This window comes from Gemmatimonadaceae bacterium (assembly GCA_036504815.1).
Classification (GTDB): domain Bacteria; phylum Gemmatimonadota; class Gemmatimonadetes; order Gemmatimonadales; family Gemmatimonadaceae; genus PNKL01.
In genome coordinates, this window is record DASXUN010000021.1 from 16,867 (window position 1) to 33,787 (window position 16,921).

At 67.9% G+C, this 16,921-nt stretch carries 15 protein-coding genes; 4 read left to right on the plus strand and 11 right to left on the minus strand.

Annotated elements, in window-relative coordinates:
- Positions 1-21 precede the first annotated feature (21 nt).
- Positions 22-1,356 carry an acetyl ornithine aminotransferase family protein gene (locus tag VGJ96_09815; GenBank protein ID HEY3287397.1) on the minus strand — a complete coding sequence of 445 codons (1,335 nt, stop codon included), beginning with the start codon at positions 1,354-1,356 and terminating at the stop codon, positions 22-24.
- A gap of 263 nt (positions 1,357-1,619) precedes the next feature.
- On the opposite strand from VGJ96_09815, the gene VGJ96_09820 reads away from it, so the two are divergent.
- Positions 1,620-2,396 carry an arginine deiminase family protein gene (locus VGJ96_09820; GenBank protein ID HEY3287398.1) on the plus strand — a complete coding sequence of 259 codons (777 nt, stop codon included), beginning with the start codon at positions 1,620-1,622 and terminating at the stop codon, positions 2,394-2,396.
- Between the two features lie 61 nt (positions 2,397-2,457).
- On the opposite strand, the gene VGJ96_09825 is transcribed toward VGJ96_09820, so the two are convergent.
- On the minus strand, positions 2,458-2,868 hold the full coding sequence (locus VGJ96_09825) for a RidA family protein (GenBank protein HEY3287399.1): 411 nt from the start codon (positions 2,866-2,868) through the stop codon (positions 2,458-2,460).
- Positions 2,869-3,003: 135 nt separating this feature from the next.
- Here VGJ96_09825 and VGJ96_09830 point away from each other — a divergent pair, with 135 nt between their 5' ends.
- Positions 3,004-4,983 (plus strand): amidohydrolase family protein, encoded by a 1,980-nt coding sequence (locus VGJ96_09830; GenBank protein ID HEY3287400.1) that lies wholly within the window; start codon positions 3,004-3,006, stop codon positions 4,981-4,983.
- Here VGJ96_09830 and VGJ96_09835 read toward each other — a convergent pair.
- On the minus strand, positions 4,980-5,435 hold the full coding sequence (locus VGJ96_09835) for a PaaI family thioesterase (GenBank protein ID HEY3287401.1): 456 nt from the start codon (positions 5,433-5,435) through the stop codon (positions 4,980-4,982). The two genes, VGJ96_09830 and VGJ96_09835, sit on opposite strands and share 4 nt — an antisense overlap.
- Before the next feature lie 18 nt (positions 5,436-5,453).
- Entirely contained in the window at positions 5,454-6,251 is a 798-nt protein-coding gene (locus VGJ96_09840; GenBank protein ID HEY3287402.1) for an SGNH/GDSL hydrolase family protein, read from the minus strand.
- A 94-nt stretch (positions 6,252-6,345) separates the two neighbouring features.
- Between VGJ96_09840 and VGJ96_09845 the strand changes: the two genes are divergently transcribed.
- Positions 6,346-6,759, plus strand: a complete 414-nt coding sequence (locus VGJ96_09845) for a DUF2177 family protein (protein ID HEY3287403.1) — start codon at positions 6,346-6,348, stop codon at positions 6,757-6,759.
- 14 nt (positions 6,760-6,773) lie between these two features.
- Here VGJ96_09845 and VGJ96_09850 read toward each other — a convergent pair whose 3' ends face one another.
- From VGJ96_09850 to VGJ96_09865, 4 genes are all read right to left on the minus strand, one after another.
- Positions 6,774-7,262, minus strand: coding sequence for an LURP-one-related family protein (locus VGJ96_09850; protein ID HEY3287404.1), 489 nt, complete (start codon positions 7,260-7,262; stop codon positions 6,774-6,776).
- Between the two features lie 24 nt (positions 7,263-7,286).
- Positions 7,287-7,697 carry a DUF3224 domain-containing protein gene (locus tag VGJ96_09855; GenBank protein ID HEY3287405.1) on the minus strand — a complete coding sequence of 137 codons (411 nt, stop codon included), beginning with the start codon at positions 7,695-7,697 and terminating at the stop codon, positions 7,287-7,289.
- 74 nt (positions 7,698-7,771) lie between these two features.
- Positions 7,772-8,764 carry a multicopper oxidase domain-containing protein gene (locus tag VGJ96_09860; protein HEY3287406.1) on the minus strand — a complete coding sequence of 331 codons (993 nt, stop codon included), beginning with the start codon at positions 8,762-8,764 and terminating at the stop codon, positions 7,772-7,774.
- Between the two features lie 111 nt (positions 8,765-8,875).
- The gene (locus VGJ96_09865) at positions 8,876-9,751 is read right to left on the minus strand and encodes a hypothetical protein (GenBank protein ID HEY3287407.1); all 876 of its coding nucleotides are present in this window, start codon (positions 9,749-9,751) and stop codon (positions 8,876-8,878) included.
- Positions 9,752-9,892: 141 nt separating this feature from the next.
- On the opposite strand from VGJ96_09865, the gene VGJ96_09870 reads away from it, so the two are divergent.
- Entirely contained in the window at positions 9,893-11,140 is a 1,248-nt protein-coding gene (locus tag VGJ96_09870) for an aminotransferase class V-fold PLP-dependent enzyme (protein HEY3287408.1), read from the plus strand.
- A gap of 70 nt (positions 11,141-11,210) precedes the next feature.
- On the opposite strand, the gene VGJ96_09875 is transcribed toward VGJ96_09870, so the two are convergent.
- Genes VGJ96_09875 through VGJ96_09885 form a run of 3 tightly spaced genes read right to left on the minus strand, consistent with a single transcriptional unit; the run spans position 11,211 to position 16,904 of the window.
- Positions 11,211-12,971 (minus strand): hypothetical protein, encoded by a 1,761-nt coding sequence (locus tag VGJ96_09875; GenBank protein HEY3287409.1) that lies wholly within the window; start codon positions 12,969-12,971, stop codon positions 11,211-11,213.
- Between the two features lie 31 nt (positions 12,972-13,002).
- Positions 13,003-13,605 carry a DUF305 domain-containing protein gene (locus tag VGJ96_09880; protein ID HEY3287410.1) on the minus strand — a complete coding sequence of 201 codons (603 nt, stop codon included), beginning with the start codon at positions 13,603-13,605 and terminating at the stop codon, positions 13,003-13,005.
- Positions 13,602-16,904, minus strand: a complete 3,303-nt coding sequence (locus VGJ96_09885) for a hypothetical protein (GenBank protein ID HEY3287411.1) — start codon at positions 16,902-16,904, stop codon at positions 13,602-13,604. The genes VGJ96_09880 and VGJ96_09885 overlap by 4 nt, the downstream gene beginning before the upstream one ends.
- Positions 16,905-16,921 lie beyond the last annotated feature (17 nt).

Sequence of the window (16,921 nt, forward strand, 5' to 3'; positions counted from 1 at the left end):
CCCGGGGCCTTCCGCGTTTCGCTAGGCGTCGAGCGCCTCGTGAATGGCGGCGTCGAGCATCTCGATCGCCTCATCCACCTCGTCGGTGGTGATGAGCAGCGGCGGCATGAAGCGCACCGTGCTCAGTCCGCACGGCAGGAGCAGCAGCCCGTGGTGGTAGGCACGCACGATGATGTCGTCGCAGAGCTTGGCCGCGGCGCTGCCGTCCGGGTTCACGAACTCGCAGCCAATCATCAGCCCCTTGCCGCGCACGTCGCCGATGCAGGCGTGCCGCGCCTGCAGTTCGCGAAGGCGATCCATGAAGTAGGCGCCGACCTTCGCCGCGTTCTGCATCAGGCCGTGCTCGACGAGATCGAGCGTCGCCATCGCCGAAGCGGCGGCCACCGGGTTGCCGCCGTAGGTGTTGCCGTGCGCCCCCTTCTTCCACTGCGACATGATGGACTTCTTCGCGACCACCATGCCCACCGGAATGCCCGACCCAAGTCCCTTGGCAAGCGTCATGATGTCGGGGACGACGCCCCAGTGCTGCGAAGCGAACATCTTGCCCGTGCGTCCGATGCCGGCCTGCACCTCGTCGAAGATCAGCAGGATGCCGTGCTTGTCGCACAGCGCGCGCAACCCGGCGAGGAAGCCGTCCGGCGGCACGATGTAGCCGCCCTCGCCCTGGATCGGCTCGATGAGGATTGCCGCGACATCCCTGGGCGGCACGTTGTTCTGGAACAGCTGGTGCTCGATGTAGTCGAGCACCGCCTTGCCCTGGTCCTTGCCCGCGAAGAGCGGACGGAAGCTGTTGGGATACGGCACGTGCGTCACGCCGGGCATTGTGGGGAAGAAGCCCGCCTGCTGCGTGTACTTGCTGGCCGTGAACGCGAGCGCGCCCATCGTGCGGCCGTGGAAGCCGCCGAGGAACCCGATGAAGCGCGTGCGGCCGGTGACATAGCGCGCGAGCTTGAGCGCCCCTTCCACCGACTCCGCACCACTCTGGCACATGAAGCTCATCACGGGTTCATCACCCATCGGCTTGAGCGCGTTGATGCGCTCGGCGAGCCGCACCCACTTTTCGTGCCAGAAGTCGCTGGAGATGTGCAGGAACTGGTCGGCGGCGTCCTTGATGGCCTGCACCACCTGCGGATGCGCGTGCCCCGTGTTGCAGACGGCGATGCCGCCGCAGAAATCGAGGAAGCGGTTGCCGTCCACGTCCCAGGCGTCGGCACCCTTGCCGTGGTCCATCACGAACGGCACGCCGCGCGGGTACGACGGCGATACGACTTCGGCGTCACGGGCGATGATGGCCTTCGCCTTCGGGCCGGGGAGTTCGGTGATGATGCGCGGGGGCTTGGTCGCGATAGCGGTCATTGGAACGGTCCTCAACAGGTCAGTCGCGCGGTTCGCGTCGTCGCAGCGGCCACCGCGCTCGGGTCGCCCGTGCGACCCTCCTGAAAGATGCCATGCGACGCTCTTTCGCGTGACCCCTTGGCGCTCGCGCGCGCACATTCGTGTGTCAGCTTCGCCAGAGGAGAAATGCCCGTAATTCCCTGACCCGCGTCGAAGGCGTCGGTGCCCGCCTCTGGGCAGGCATCCGTGGCGCCACCGGGTTCGCGCGCGCATTCTATCCGCTGATGAACTCCGCATCCTGGATCGCATTCACGCGTGACGTTTCGCCAACGATTGTCGCGTGCGAGCTCACGCACCTGGATCGCACGCCGATACGCGTGGATGTCGCGCACGCGCAGCACCGCGGCTACGAGCGGTTGCTCGCATCGTTGGGATGCGACGTTCGCCGGATCACGCCGGCGCCGGACGATCCCGACGCGGTCTTCGTCGAGGATACCGCGGTCGTGCTCGACGAGGTGGCCGTCGTTGCGCGGCCCGGCGCCAAGTCGCGCCGCAATGAAGTCACGGCCGTCGCCGCGGCGCTCGCGCCGTTGCGGCCGCTCGTGCGCCTCCGGGCACCCGCCACGCTCGATGGCGGCGATGTGCTCGTCATCGGACGCACGGTCCTCGCCGGCCGTTCGCTGCGCACCAACGACGCCGGCATTGCGCAACTTGCCGCGGCGCTCGCACCGCACGGCTACACCGTGCGCGCCGTGGCGGTCTCGGGCTGCCTGCACCTCAAGAGTGCCGTGACCGCCGTCGATGATGAGACCGTGCTGCTGAACCCGGCGTGGGTGCATCCCGCCGACTTCAGCGGTTATCGCGTGGTCACCGTCGACGAGACGGAGCCTATGGGCGCCAACGTGTTGCGCCTGGGCCATGCCGTCGTGGCCGGCGCCGCCTATCCGCGCACCCGCGAGCGCCTCGAGTCATTGGGCGTCACGGTGCACACGGTGGATGTCTCGGAACTGGCCAAGGCCGAGGGCGCGGTGACCTGCTGCAGCCTGATCGTGCGCGCGTGATCGCCGCGCTGAGCGCAGCGCGGCACGCCGCGCGTACGGGCCGCGTACGAACGCGGGCGCGCTACTTCTCTTCCTTCCCGTTCTTCGCGCGCTGCTGCCGTCGCGCGGTGACCTCGATCTCGATCTTCATGCGCGGATCGGAGAGTCCGGCGACGATCATCGTCGCCGCGGGGCGGATGTCGCCGAGATAGCGCTGCAGCACCGGCCATGTCTTTGGGAAGTCGTCGCGATCGGGGACGATGTACGTGATGCGCACCACGTCGGTCAGCCGGCACTTGGCATCGGCCAGCGCGCGCTGGATGTTCTGGAAGCAGCGGTCGGTCTGCACCACGACGTCGTCGCTGATGGTCATCGTGTTGTAGTCGAACCCGGTGGTGCCGGAGACGAAGACCCAGCGGCCGTCGACGACGGCGCGGGAATAGCCGATGGCCTTCTCGAACGTGGACTCGGTGCTGATCAGCTTGCGGCTCATGAGGGGCTCTGGTGCGAAGGTTGAGACTGGGGGATTTTCGGGCCGAGGACGTCGGCGCGCCAGATCCCCCCTGCCCGGCGGCGGGCTGGTGCGCATTATTGAAGGCGTCGCTTTCGCCCTTTAGCCTCCCTCGCCATGCTGCTCCCGCTGCTCGCTCTCGTTGGCGCCCTCGTCCCCGCCGACACGACTCGCTGGATCGTCTCGAATCACGGCCGCGAAGCGGGCGACCTGGTGCTCGTGCGCACCGCCGATTCGGCGGTCGTGCGCTGGGTGTTCACTGACCGCAATCGCGGCACGCGCGTGGAGATGCGCTACCAGCTCAACGGCAAGGGTGAGGCGGTGCGCGGCGAGCAGCGCCCCGTGTTGGGCGACGGCACGTCGGGCGCCGCGACCGACGGCTTTGAGGTGGGCGCCGATTCAGTCTGGTATGGCCTCACCAACGGTGTGCCACGCACGGCCGCCAAGCGCACGCCGGGGGCGTACGTCGGCGCGCGCGGCGGCACGCCATGGGAGCAGGCCGCGCTCGCTCGTTTCCTGATTGCCCGGCCCGGACACGCCGCGCCAGTGATGGGCGGTGGCGCCGCGCGCGCAGAGCTGCTCGCCGACACGACGCTCCGCGACGGCGCCCGACGCCAGCGTGCCCGGCTCGTGATGGTCTATCGCAACGGCTCGTCGACGCCAACCGGGACGTGGCTCGACGACAAGGGCCAGTTGCTCGCCACGGAGGTGCAGTGGTTCATCACGGTGCGTCCCGACATGCAGCGCTTCCTTCCCGCCCTGCGCGCCATTGAACTGAAGTGGCGCAATGCGCAGGGCGAGGCCGTGGCGAAGAAGGCCGTGACGCCGGTGAAGGGCGCGCTCGTGCTCCAGAATGGCGACCTGTTCGACAGCGAACGCGGGGTCGTGCTCCCCGCCCAGACCGTCATCGTGCGCGACGGCCGCGTGGTTGCCGTCGGACCGGCCGCGAGCACGCCGGTACCGGATGGCGCCACGGTCATTGACGCGTCGGGCAAGACCATCATGCCCGGCATGTGGGAGATGCACACGCACCTGCAGGTCGCCAACCAGTCGGCCTTCAGCCTGATGCAACTCGCCCAGGGACTCACGACGGCGCGCGACCTCGCGGCCGACCTCGACGTCGCCGTCTCGCAGCGCGATCGCGAACGAGCCGGCAAGCTCGCCTCGCCCCGCATCATCCTCGCCGGCTTCATGGAGGGACCGCTCAAGTGGGCGGGACCGACCGAGGTGCTGGTGAGCACCGAAGCCGAGGCGCGGGCCTGGGTGGCACGCTATGACTCGCTGGGCTACAAGCAGATCAAGCTCTACAACATCACGCATCCCGACCTCATTCCGGTGATCGCCGCGGAGGCCCACCGGCGCGGCATGCGGCTCAGCGGCCACATCCCGCGCGGCATCTCCATGCAGGCGGCGGTCGCACTCGGCTATGACGAGGTGCAGCACGCGGCGTTCTTCTTCTCCAACTTCTTCCAGGACTCGCTCTACCTGCCGCAGATGCGCGCCTACTCGCAGGTGGCGACCGCCGTGGCGCCGTCGTTCGACGTGAACGGCGCGGGCATGACGTCGCTCATCGAGTTCCTGGCGGCGCACAAGACGGTCGTTGACGGCACGTTCAACCTGTGGATCGGCGGCGGTGGCGCGCTCGTGGGCGCCGGCGGTTCACGCGACCAGGAGAAGGCCGATTCCGCGTACATGCAGTTGATCCGCCGTCTGTACGCGGCGGGGGTGCCGCTCGTGGCGGGCACCGACAATTCGGCCGGCGTCACCTATCGCCGCGAACTCGAGATGTATGAACGGGCCGGCATTCCGCGGGCGAAGATCCTGCAGATCGCCACCATCGACGCGGCCCGCGTCATGAAGGACGAGGGGGAGTACGGCAGCATCGCCCCCGGCAAGGTGGCCGACATTCTCGTCGTCGGGGGAAAGCCACTGGAACGCATCAGCGACCTGCAGAAGCTGGAGGTGGTGATTCGCGGCGGCCGGTATTACAAGGTCAGCGACCTGCTCCTCGCGGTGAACCCGCGCAGCGGCATTCGCACGAACGGCGCCTGGGAAGGCGCCGACGTGGACGGTTGTGGCGCGCACCTCGACCCCTAGTCGGCGATCCCCGCGCGGTCGCGCACCGCCATCATGGTTCCCTGCATCACGGCGACCATCACTTCGCCCTCATCCTGCACGGCGCGCAATTCACCCTGACAGACCGTCAGCGTGCGTCCGGCGCGCACCACGCGGCCCACCGCCACGAAGCGATTGCCCGCCGCCGGCGCCATGAGGTTCACCTTGAACTCGGCGCTCATCACGCCAGCCCCCGGCTCCATCAGGGTGAGCGCGGCGTAGCCGCAGGCGCTGTCGAGGACGGACGCGACCACCCCGGCATGGAGGAAGTCGTGCTGCTGGGTCAGCTTGGCATTGAAGGGAAGCGCGATGAGCACTTCACCCGGCTCGACGAGCACGAGGGCGGCGCCCAGCGTGGCCATGAACTGCTGGCGGGCAAAACTCTCGCGCACGCGAAACTCATAGTTGGGGTCCTGCACCGCGCCTCGCGCCATGGCCCCCTCCCGCGTCATTCAGATGTTGTCGGCGTCCACCGTCTCCAGGGTCGGCCGCTTCGCCGTGCGGCCATCCCCTGATGAAATACCACGCGCGTGGCGCCAAAGCCACGGCACCAGGTGTTCGCCGGTCCATCGGAGCTCGTCGCCCAGGCGCGACACGATCGATGCCGGCGCCATCGGCGGCAGCGGGGTGGCCCACGCATCGTCATGACCGGGAAGGCGCAGCGCGTGCGCCAGCGCGGACGCAATGCGGGCATGGCCCTCGCTGTTGGCATGCAGCCGGTCGGCGCTCCACAGGCGCAGGTCGCTCGTCACGGGTTCGCGCGCCAGGTCGACGCACGTGGCCCCGGTGCGCGCGCAGATCTCGCGCACGAGCTCGTTGAGCGACAGCAGCCGGTCGCGGACGAGACGCGCCACCGGCGCCACCTCGCTGAGATCGGGCATCGTGATGGTCAGCACCGTGGCTCCGGCGTCGGCAAAGGCCGCCAGCATGCGCTCCGTCTCGCGGGCCACGGCCTTCACGTCGCAGCGGCGCCGGGCGAGGTCGTTCACGCCGGAGAAGACCGTGACGAGATCCGGGTGCATGGCGAGGGCCGGCAGCAGCTGCTCACGCCGCACGTCCTTGGTCAGGCGCCCGCGAACGGCGAGGTTCGCGTAGAGCAGGTCGCCGCCCTGCGCCGCCGACACGTGTGCCGCCAGCCGATTCGCCCAGCCGCGATACCCACCACGGCCATCCGGATCATCCAGGCCTTCGGTGGAGCTGTCGCCAATGGCGACATAGCGGGCGTAGTGCCGGGGGGCGGTGTTCGTCATGGGGGAACGGAAAATATACGGCGCGGTCACCACCGATGGGAACGTTTGCCGGGCCTGTCAGGTTTGTCTGATACCCTCCTACCCGCATACGCCCGTGCCCCTCATCCTGTTTCTCAAGCTGTACGCAACGGCAATTGTCGTCTTCTTCGCCCTCGACCTGACCTGGCTCGGCGTCGTGGCCAGGAATTTCTACGCCCAGCAGATGGGCCACCTGACGCGCGCCGACGTGCAGTGGGGACCGGCCATCCTGTTCTACGTGATCTATGTCGTGGCCATCGTGATGCTCTGCGTAAAGCCCGGCCTGGATCGCGACTCGATTGGCCGCGCGGCCGCACTCGGCGCGCTGTTCGGCCTGGCCGCGTACGCGGCCTTTGATCTCACCGCGCTGGCGCTGCTCAAGGACTTCCCGACCAAGGGCGCGATCGTTGACTTGATCTGGGGCACGGCGCTCACGGCCACCGTAAGCGGCGCGACGACCGCGGTCGGACGGTGGATACTGAACGGGTGAGCGAGGCTCGGCGGCTATCGCCGCCGATGGTCGTGGCAGACGAGGTCAATGACGACGGCGCACGACAAGATCAGCACGGGATCTTCGGCCGCGCCCACGTCGACACCGTAGGTGTCCGCGAGCGTGAACCACTGCTTCGAGACGTGGGCCACCGGGGCATCACCGCGACGGAAGAGATATTCGTGCTTCATCAGGTCGCCCTCGGCGACCAGGTCGTCGGGGCCCGGCACGTCGACGGTGAAGACCTGATGGAAGAAGGTGAAGAGCTCCTTCTTGACCACCGCGACGAGCGCGCCGCCGGCGTACAGTTCATAGGTCGGCGCCAGGGAGAGGAACTTCTGGCTGATGAAGGCCAGCTCGTTGCCCGCCATGTCCTGGAACGACGCCTTGTTGCCAACGCTGATCGCCTTGCCGTCCACGAAGTAGACGTCGTTGCCGTCCTCGTCGCGGATGGTGAAGTCGTTCCCCCAGGCGAGGAGTTTCTGCCGCAGCACATAGCGCATGGGATTCTCCGTCCGCGAGGTGGCCTACGACGCCGTCTTGAGCGTGTAGTGCAGCTCGTAGGCGTGCACCCCGGGCGTGATCGTGAGGTGGCACTGGCCGCTGATGCCGGCCAGCTCACCGGTCCCCGAATCAGGGACGATGCTGATGCTCAACTGCTGTACGCCCCCGGTCATGATCCCCGAGTGCTGCAGGACGAAGCTGCCGGCGCGGCCGTGCAGCGTCCCCGAGACCCGCTCCAACGCGACATAGCCGGCGGAGCCTGGTATCGCCGTGGTCGCGCCAAGCATCGTCCCGGCCCCCGCCGCCTCGAGGTGACCGTGGTATCGCTTGTCGATCGCGAGGCGTGACTCCGTCACGCCGTCGTGGGTATTGCTGGCCTGCGGCGTCATCGTGACCTCAAAGGTCCCGCGCGCGGTCATCGAGTGATTGGTCACGGCGTCCTTGCTCCCGAGGCAATCGAGTGCCTCGCATACGTTCCCGATGGACGCCGGCCGTCACCCGCCGACGGTCAGCGTTTTGCCGCCTCCAGCACGCCCATCGCCCCCTTGGTCGCGTCGGCGAAGGCATGCGACACGAAGGGATAGACCCCTGGTTCGGCGAGCCGAAGTTCGAAGATGGCGCCGCCGCCCACCGGTACATTGTACGTCTGAACCCCCTTCAATGGCGAGCCGAACGCATCCGCGTAGATGGCGTCGAAGATGGCGCCGACGACGTGGAATGAACTGGTGCGGTTGGGGCCGGCGTTGACGACGTACAGGCGAATGGGCGTGCGTGGCTTCACCGCAATCGGGTGCGTGGCGTAGCGCGAGGCCACGCCGTTGAATGTCACGAAATCGGGTGACGCGCCCAGCAGCTTCTGCCAGTCGAGCGCTCGCAGCGAGTCCTTCCCCTGCCCGGCCCCCATGTAGAACTCGCTCTGCACCAGCACGAACTCCTGCGCCGCCGGACGCGGCGAGACTGGATCGATGATCAGCGCCCCGTACATGCCGTTGGCGATGTGGGCGGCCACCGGGGCCGTGCCGCAGTGGTACATGAACGCGCCGGGAACCCGCGGCACGAACGTAAACTGGATGCTGTCCTTGGGATTCACGTTGCGATACGCGCGATTGGGCGCAATCTCGGCGGCGTGAAAGTCCATCGAGTGCGGCATGTTGGCGCCGTTCACCAGGGTGAACTCGATGGTGTCGCCGACGGTGGCGCGCAGCACCGGACCGGGGACGATCGAGTCGAAGGTCCAGGCGTCATACCAGACGCCGGTGGAGACCTCGTGACGCACGGCAACGCTCGTCATCCGGATGCGGTGTCGACGTGCGCTGCTGCGCGGCGGGGCGTCAGCCGCGCGATCCGGCTTCGTGGTCGCTGCTCCCACGGGAGCCTCGCCATGCGACATCTCGGCGGGCGGCGTGAGCGGGGCAGCGGTGGAGGGGGCAGCAGCGGGGCGCTGCGGAGCGGGCGAACCGCAGGCGGCGGCGAGAACCACCGCGACGAGCAGGGGGCGCATAAGATTCTCGGGGGGCAAGAAGTATGTGATATACCATAATACCCCGCGCAGTGCCAAACGATGCGGCCGCCGCGCGTTGGAGCGCGGCGGCCGCCTCGGTACGCCTGGGAGCTACGGCGTCGCCAGCTTCTTCCGCGCGAAGGGCCGCGTGAAGGCCGCTGGCGGGTTGTGGGCTCCGGCCGCCAGGTCGTAGGCCTTCTGGAAGAATTCCTTCGCCTTTACCGCCTGCCCCTGCTTCTCGTACGTCATTCCGAGGAGCGCGTGCATGAACGGATCGCGTTCATTGCCGCGCAGGGCAAGCGCCTTCGTCAGGTTGGCTTCGGCGGTGGCGAGGTCGCCGGTGTACAGCGCGACATAGCCCGTGAGGTACGGGAAGAATCGTTCCTGCTGGCGTGCCATCGCCGTGTCGCTGTCCAGCGCCTTGCGGGCGGCGGCCACATGCTGGGCCGCCCCCTTCTTGTCGCCATGACGGGCGGCCAGACGCGCGAGCGCGTGCTCCAGTCGGAAGTCCCACAGGCTCTTCGGGTGCGTCCGCGGCTCCGGTTCCTTGTTCCCGAGTTCGCTCCCCAGGCGATAGTACTTGTCCGCTGCCTTCAGGTCGCCGGCGTCAATGCAAATGCGCGCCGCTTCGTTGGCCATTTCGCCCTGCTGGTAGAACGCGTTCTGCGGCTCCTCGGCTTCACGCGTCTTCCAGTACGCGATCACCATCTCCTCGTACTTGACGGTGTTCGCGCAGTCGCCGTCGAAGGCATACGACATGGCCATGGCGCGCTGCGACGTGGCCTTGGCGGCGGCGTTGGGTGCGCTGGCGATGAGCGCCTGAAAGATCTCGCGCGCCTTGGCGGTCTCGCCGTCGGCGTCGAGGCGGCTGGCGAGGCGCGTGCTGTCTGCGCGCGGCGAGGGCTGTTGCGCGCCCGGCGGAGCGGCCTGGGCAGCGAGCGCGAGCGGCAGAACGGCAACGACAAGCAGCAGGGGGCGAAGCGACATGGGCACTCCGAAGATGTGGGCAGAGGCTCGGGAGGTCGCCGCCTGACCAGCGGCGGCAGTGACCGCTAGTATATAGTCGCCGCGCACCGCGCAGGCATCCAGTCACCCCGCCCGGCCGGTTGGCACCAGAGGAGCGATCCGATGAACAAGCGCGACTTCATTCGCACGATGGGCGGCGTCTCGGCCGGCCTCGTGTTTGGTCCAGACCTGCTCGCGCAGTATGCGGCCGTCCCGGCCACGGCGCTCGCCGAGGATGAGCCGTTCTGGGCGGCGGTCCGCGCCAAGTTCAAGCTGAACCCCGACTACATCAACCTCGAGAACGGCTACTACTGCTTCCAGCCGGAAGAGGTGCTCGAAGGTTTCATGGGGCACGTGCGCCGCATCAATTACATGGGCTCGCGCTACATGCGCACGGTGAAAGACGAGGACAAGCTGCGCGTGCGCACCCGGCTGGCCGCGATGGCGGGCTGTTCGCCGGCCGAACTGATCATCACGCGCAACACCACCGAGTCGCTCGACACCGTGATCGCCGGCTTCGACTGGAAGCCGGGCGACGAGGCGGTGATGGCCAATCAGGATTACGGCGCGATGCTCGACCAGTTCCGGTTGCAGGCGCGCCGGTTCGGGATGATCAACCGCTTCGTGGACGTGCCCATCAATCCGGCGAGCGACGACGAGGTCGTGCAAGTGTACGCGAACGCCATCACGCCCAGGACGCGCCTGTTGATGATCTGCCACATGGTGAACATCACCGGCCACGTGCTCCCGGTGCGCGCCATCTGCGACATGGCGCACGCCCGCGGGGTGCAGGTGATGGTGGACGGCGCGCACGCCTTCGCCCATCTCGACTTCAGGATTCCCGACCTCCACTGCGATTACTACGGCGCGTCACTGCATAAATGGCTGTCGGTTCCGCTCGGCGCGGGAATCCTGTACGTGAAGAAGGATCGCATCGCCGGGCTATGGCCCATCTACGGCGACGGCGCGCCCGACGACGATATCCGCAAGCTGAACCATACCGGCACGCACCCGTGCCATACGGACCTCGGCATCGAGAATGCCATCGCGTTTCACGAGGCGATCGGGAACGCGCGCAAGGAGGCGCGCCTGCGCTTCCTGCAGCGCTACTGGAGCGACCAGGTGCGCGGACGTCCGAAGTTCATCCTTAACACGCCAGCGGATCCCGCGCGATCGTGCGGCATCGCCAACGTGGGCATCGAGGGCGTGAAGCCGGCCGACCTGATGAAGATGCTGTTCGAGCAGCACCACATCTGGACGGTGGCCATCGATGGCGCCGGCGTGCGCGGGGTGCGCGTGACGCCGCAGGTGTACACCACGACCGCGGAACTGGATGCGTTCGTGAAGGCGCTGAAGGCGATCGCCGCGTAGCGCGCCCCGTTTGCACACGAGCCCCTCGCGCCGTGGTGGCGCGAGGGGCTCGTGCAGGTCCGGCGACCCGTTACTTCGCCAGTTCCGCCAGCACTGCCGCCAGCGCGTGCACGCGCGACGGATCCGCGGCTCCCGTCACGTCCGCAGCCAGCGTCTTGGCGAGCGCCGCATACGCCGACTTGCGCTTCGCGCCGCTGGCGGCCTCGGCGGCGTCAATCGCCCCGCTGATTGCCGTCGTGCGCGCCGCCGGCAACCCTTGGCCACGCACCAGCTGGTCGAGGTAGGCCCGCGCCACCACGGCCTGCGCCGGCCACCAGTTCTTCATCTGGTTCTGCGGGTTGTTCACCTCGTGTTGCACCAGCTTGGCGGCGGCGATCTCGTTGGCGGAGAGCAGCTCGCTGGGCGCGAGTTCAAGGACGTCGAGTCCCCGCGCGATCTCGGAGCTCCAGATGTATCCGTTGTGCCAGTACGCCGACCACGAACCCCCGATGTGCAGCGTGTCGGCGTTCACCGGGCCGCGGTCGAAGTAGGCGATCTCCTGCACGTGCGCCGGATCGGTGAAGTCGAAGACGGAGACGCCGCCCTGATACCACCCCTGCGCCATGAGGTCGCGGCCGGGGACTGGGATGATGGCGCCGTTGTGCGCGACGCAGTTCTCGGTGCTCGTCTGCGCCACCGGAAGCTTGTAGTAGCCAGCCAGCGTCAGCGCGCGGTCCTTCAGCGTGAAGATGGCGTCGGCGCCCCAGGTGAGCTTGTCACTCGCACGACAGCGCGGCGCGACACCGCCACCCCACTCGTCGGTGAAGAGCACCTTGCCGCCGTCGTTGCTGAAGTTCGCCGAGTGCCAGTAGGCGAAGTTGGGGTCCATCACCTCGGCGATGCGCTTGGGATTCGCCGGGTCCTTGATGTCGAGGATGATGCCGTTGCCCGAGCAGGCGCCCGCCGCGAGTCCGATGGCGGGGTATGCCGTGATGTCATGGCATTGGTCCGTCCGGGCCGTCGCCTGCGTCCCGGCGCCGTGCTCACCGCCCTTCCACAACCCGGCGATCGCGCCCGAGGAGTCGGCAAAGATGCGCGGGGTGTTCACCACCTTCGCCTCGGCCGGATTGGCCAGCGGGACGCGAATGACCTCGATGCGGAAGAGCGACGTATTGGGATCCTTGTCCGGCAGGGCGCCCGAGCATCCCGCCAGTTCGTTCGGCGACCGGACCAGGCTCGTGCCCTGGACGTAGATGTAGACGACCCCCTTGTCCTTGGGATCCTCGACGAGCGTGTGGGTGTGCGAGCCGCGGCATGTCTGCACCTGCGTGATGAGCGTCGGGTGCTCGATGTCGCTGATGTCGAAGATTCGCACGCCGCGGAAACGCTCGGCGCTGACGGTGTCCTTCACCCCGCCAGCGGCACAGTCGACGCGTCCACGCGTCTCTTCCACCGACATGAACATCAGGTGGCCCCACACCGACAGGTCGCCCTGTCCGCCCGGACACGGGTAGGCCGTCGTCAGCTTGAGGTGCCTCGGATCCGACGCGTCCCAGATCTGGAACCCGTTGAAGTTCCCCTGGAAGACATGCTTGCCCGCAAAGGCAAGGTCGGAGTTCATGAACGAGAAGTTGCCGAGGTTCTTCGCGTCGTACATCGCCTCGGGCTTCCACGTCGTCGAGACGACGTGAAGGTTCCACGCCGCTTCGTCCGCATCCTTCCATCCGGATTTCAGGGTGGCACGTGGATCGGTCGTGCTGGCGCCTTGTGCGCCCGCGTGGGAAGCGCTGAGCAGCGCGCTGAACGCGATCGCGGCCGCGCGCAAGGCGCGGAACGACGGAATGGGGGGCATTCGTACCTCGGTTGGTGATGGAGTCGGGCAGTTACTTCGACGGCAGGTTGGACAGCATCGCTCGCATGCGGGCGATTTCCGCGCGCTGGTCGGCATCGACGTCAGACGCGAACCGGAAGATGGCGGTGTTCTGTGCCGCTCCGGTAGTGGCAAAGAGCGCCGCGACCATGTCGAGCGCTCCCGAATGGTGCTGGATCATCCCGCTCAGGAACAGTCGATCGAAGGCGGCGCCGCGGGCTGCCTTGAGGTCCGTCATCTGCGCCCGGGTGAGCATCCCCGGCATCATCGGCATGTCGTGGTCGCCCATGTCCATTCCGAGATGCGGCAGCGGATCAGGCGCTTCTTGCCCGTGCGCGCGGAGCCATTGCTGCATCATGGCGATCTCGTCCTTCTGGGAGACGTCGATGCGTTCGCCGCGCGAACGCAACAGCGGTGAGGTGGTGCGGTCGGCGATGAGCCGCACCATCTCGATGGCCTGCGCATGATGATGGATCATGCCCTGCATGAACTGCACGTCGGCGGCCGCCGGGGCACCGGCCGCCTGCGCCGATGCCGCGCGCGGGGATGCCGCGCTGGCCGCCGCACAGGAAACGGCCAGCGCCATCCTGAAGATCAGTCGGCGACCCACGGTCACGGCGTCACGAGCGGTGTGAGCCCCGCCGCCTTCCGCTTGGCATTGAGCGCGGCGAGGCGAGTCGTCTTGAGCGCCGTCCACCGCTTCATCACCTCGTCGAGCTGCTTGCCCGCCGCGGTGCACGCCGCTACCTGGCGCGTCGTCGGTGCAACTTCCGCTCCCTGCATCGCCATCGCCGCGCCCATCAGCGTGCCGCTCACGCTCGAGAGCGTCGGCGGACCGGCCGGCGCGCCGAAGCGGCCGCCAAACCCGCGTCCGCCACGGCCACGCGCTGGCGCCGGAGCAATCGAATCGAGCGCCGCCTTCAGCGCATCCACCTCAGCGCCGGATTCGTTCGCCAGCCTGGCCGCCAGCGCGCGTGCCTCGGCGAACGCCGCGCGCGCCGAGTTGGCGCCATCCCACATCTGCCGCGACAGCGCGTGCAGCGGCGCGAGCGCGGCGGCCGGCGTCTTCACGCGCGGATCGAGCTTCACCGTGATGGGTTGCGTGTACGCGGCCCCGGCGGCCCCGTCGACCGTCAGCCGCACGTTGTAAGCGCCCGGCGGCGCCCACGGCGAGTTCTCGGGAAGCATCGCGCGTCCGGGCACGGCGCCGGTGGCATCCACGTCACCCGCGGCGTTCACATCCTCCACCGGAGGCGGCTGCAGACGCATGTCCCACGTGACGCGATGCATTCCGGCCGACGCGCCGAAGATCTCCGGCTCGCCCGGCCAGTAGAGCGGCAGCCCGCAAAAGGTTGCCGAGATGTTCTGCTGGCAGATCTTGTCGTAGGCCGCGCGGTCGAGCGCCGGATGCGGGTTCAGCACCGGCTCCTTGCTGGAGTACGTGCGCACCACGACTCCCTTCGCGTCGAGGATCTCGACTTTCACGTCGCCCGCTGCGTGCGGCAAGAAGTAGTCGAGGATGGCCCCGGGCGGCGGGTTCTGGCCTGCCGGCACCTCGGGCGGCAGGGGCGTTGGTTCGTTGGTGCCGAACCGGATGCGCAGCGCCGGCATTGGCTTCACGAGGAACGCCTTGTGCGACGCGGCGGCCTGCGCAATCTCCGCGGCCTGCCGGATGGGCGTCAGGTTGTCGAGGATCCAGAAGCCGCGTCCGTGCGTCCCGGCCACGAGGTCGGCGCACTGGCATATGCTGTCATCCTTCACCTTGATGTCGCGCACCGAGATGGCGGGCATGTTGTTGCGCAGCGACTGCCACTGCGCACCGTCGTCGTACGACACCCAGACCTGCGCATCGGTGGCGGCGTAAAGCAGCCCCTTCACGCGCGAATCTTCGCGGATGGAATTTGCCGGATAGTTGGTGTTGATGCCGGCGTTGATCTCCGTCCACGTCTTGCCGCCGTCGTGCGTCTTCCAGAAGTGCGGCTTGTGGTCGTCGATGCGCAGCGTGTTCGCCGCGATGTACGCGGTCAGCCGGTCGTGACGTCCCGCTTCCATGTTGTAGATGCGCGTCCACGCCTTGAGGCCGGCGGGCGTCACGTTCGTCCACGTTGCGCCGCCATCCACCGTCACCTGCACCTGGCCGTCGTCGGTGCCGGCCCAGAGCACCTTCGCGTCCTTGTATGACGGCGCAAGCGCCGTAATCGCGCCGAGTGCGGAGTCCTTCACGACGGATGCGTACTTGCCGGCGCTTGTCGGCACGTCCCACTTCTTGCCGCGCGTCAGGTCAGGGCTGATGCGCGACCACGTGAGGCCGCGGTCGGCCGTCCTCCAGACGGCGTTCGACGCATAGAACAGCAGGTCGGCGTTCACCGGCGAGAAGCTCAACGGCATCGTCCGCACGTTGCGGTTGAACGCCTCGCCGTTGGGGCCGCGCGCTGACATGTCGGGGCCCACCTGCGTCGTCTGCCGCGTGCGACGGTCCCAGCGCGACACGCCCTGACGCGCGCTGCCGAACACCACGTCGGGATCGCGCGGGTCGGGCGCGGCAACGCCGTACTCCTGGATGTTCACCGGGGTCCAGTCGCGGAACGTGATCTGGCCGTCCATCGACCGGCTGTCCACGCACGCCGAGCCGCTGTCCTGCTGCCCCGCGCACAGGCGGTACGGGAAGGCGTTGTCGGCGGTGACGTGGAACATCGCCGCCGTGTTCTGCGTGTACCAGTTGCTCCACGAGACGCCGCGGTTGGCCGAGATCACCGCGCCCTGATCGGAGATCGCGATCAGGATGTCGGGGTTGTTGGGGTTGATCCAGATCCGCTGATAGTCATCGCCGCCCGGCGCGCCGCGCACGGCCGACCAGTTCAGCCCGCCGTCCTCGGTGCGCCACATCACGGTGGACGCGCTGTAGATGACGCTCTCGTTCTTGGGATCCACGACGATGGGCGGCAGGTCGCCGCCGCCGATGCGCCCAAGCGGGCGCGGGTCGGGAGTGCGACGCGGCTTGCCATCGGGCCCGTTCACGGCCAGCTGCCAGTGTTCGCCGCGATCAGTCGAACGGTAGAACGCGACGGGTCCGGACGCGCCGTTCGCCAGCGCTGGCGCAACCATCGCATACACCAACTGCGGATTGCTCGGCGCGATCGCGATGTTCGCCTGCAGCACGCTGGCCGGCAGGCCATCCGTCAGCTGCTTCCACGTGCTGCCGCCGTCCGTGGACTTGAAGATGCCGTTGCCGCCGCCGCCGAACGTGCTCCCCTCATAGAAGGTCTGCTGCTGCTGCCAGAGCGTGGCGTACACGATGTTCGGATCGATTGGATCGATGCGCACTTCATTGGCGCTCGTATACTCGTCTTTGTACAGCACCTTGGCGAACGTCTTGCCGCCGTCGGTCGAACGGAAGATGCCGCGCTCGGCGTTCGGGCCATAGGGATGGCCGAGAACCGCCACAAAGAAGCGGTCGGGATTCCGCGGATCCACGTCGATGTACGCGATCATCTGGCTGTCGAACAGACCGAGATGCGTCCACGTCTTCCCCGCGTCGGTGGACTTGTAGACGCCGAGCCCGGTGGCCAGGTCGGGACGAATGATCCCCGCTCCCGTGCCCACGTAGATGACGTTGGGGTTCGACGGCGCGACGGCGATGGCGCCGATGGAGCCCGTTCCTTCCTTGTCGAAGATCGGCTCCCAGTTGTTGCCGTAGTCGGTGGAGCGCCAGACGCCGCCGTTGTCGAAGCCAACATACGCTACGTTCGGCTGGCTCGGCACGCCGACCGCGGCGCGGCCGCGCCCCGCGCGGTTGGGGCCGATCTGCCGCCACTGCATCGCCGCGGACGGCGTCGGTGCCTGCGCCGGCAGCGCGTCCACGACCAGCACGAGCGTGAGCGCGACGACGGTCGCGCGGGCAAGGAAAGTTCGCACGGAATTCACCTGGGCTG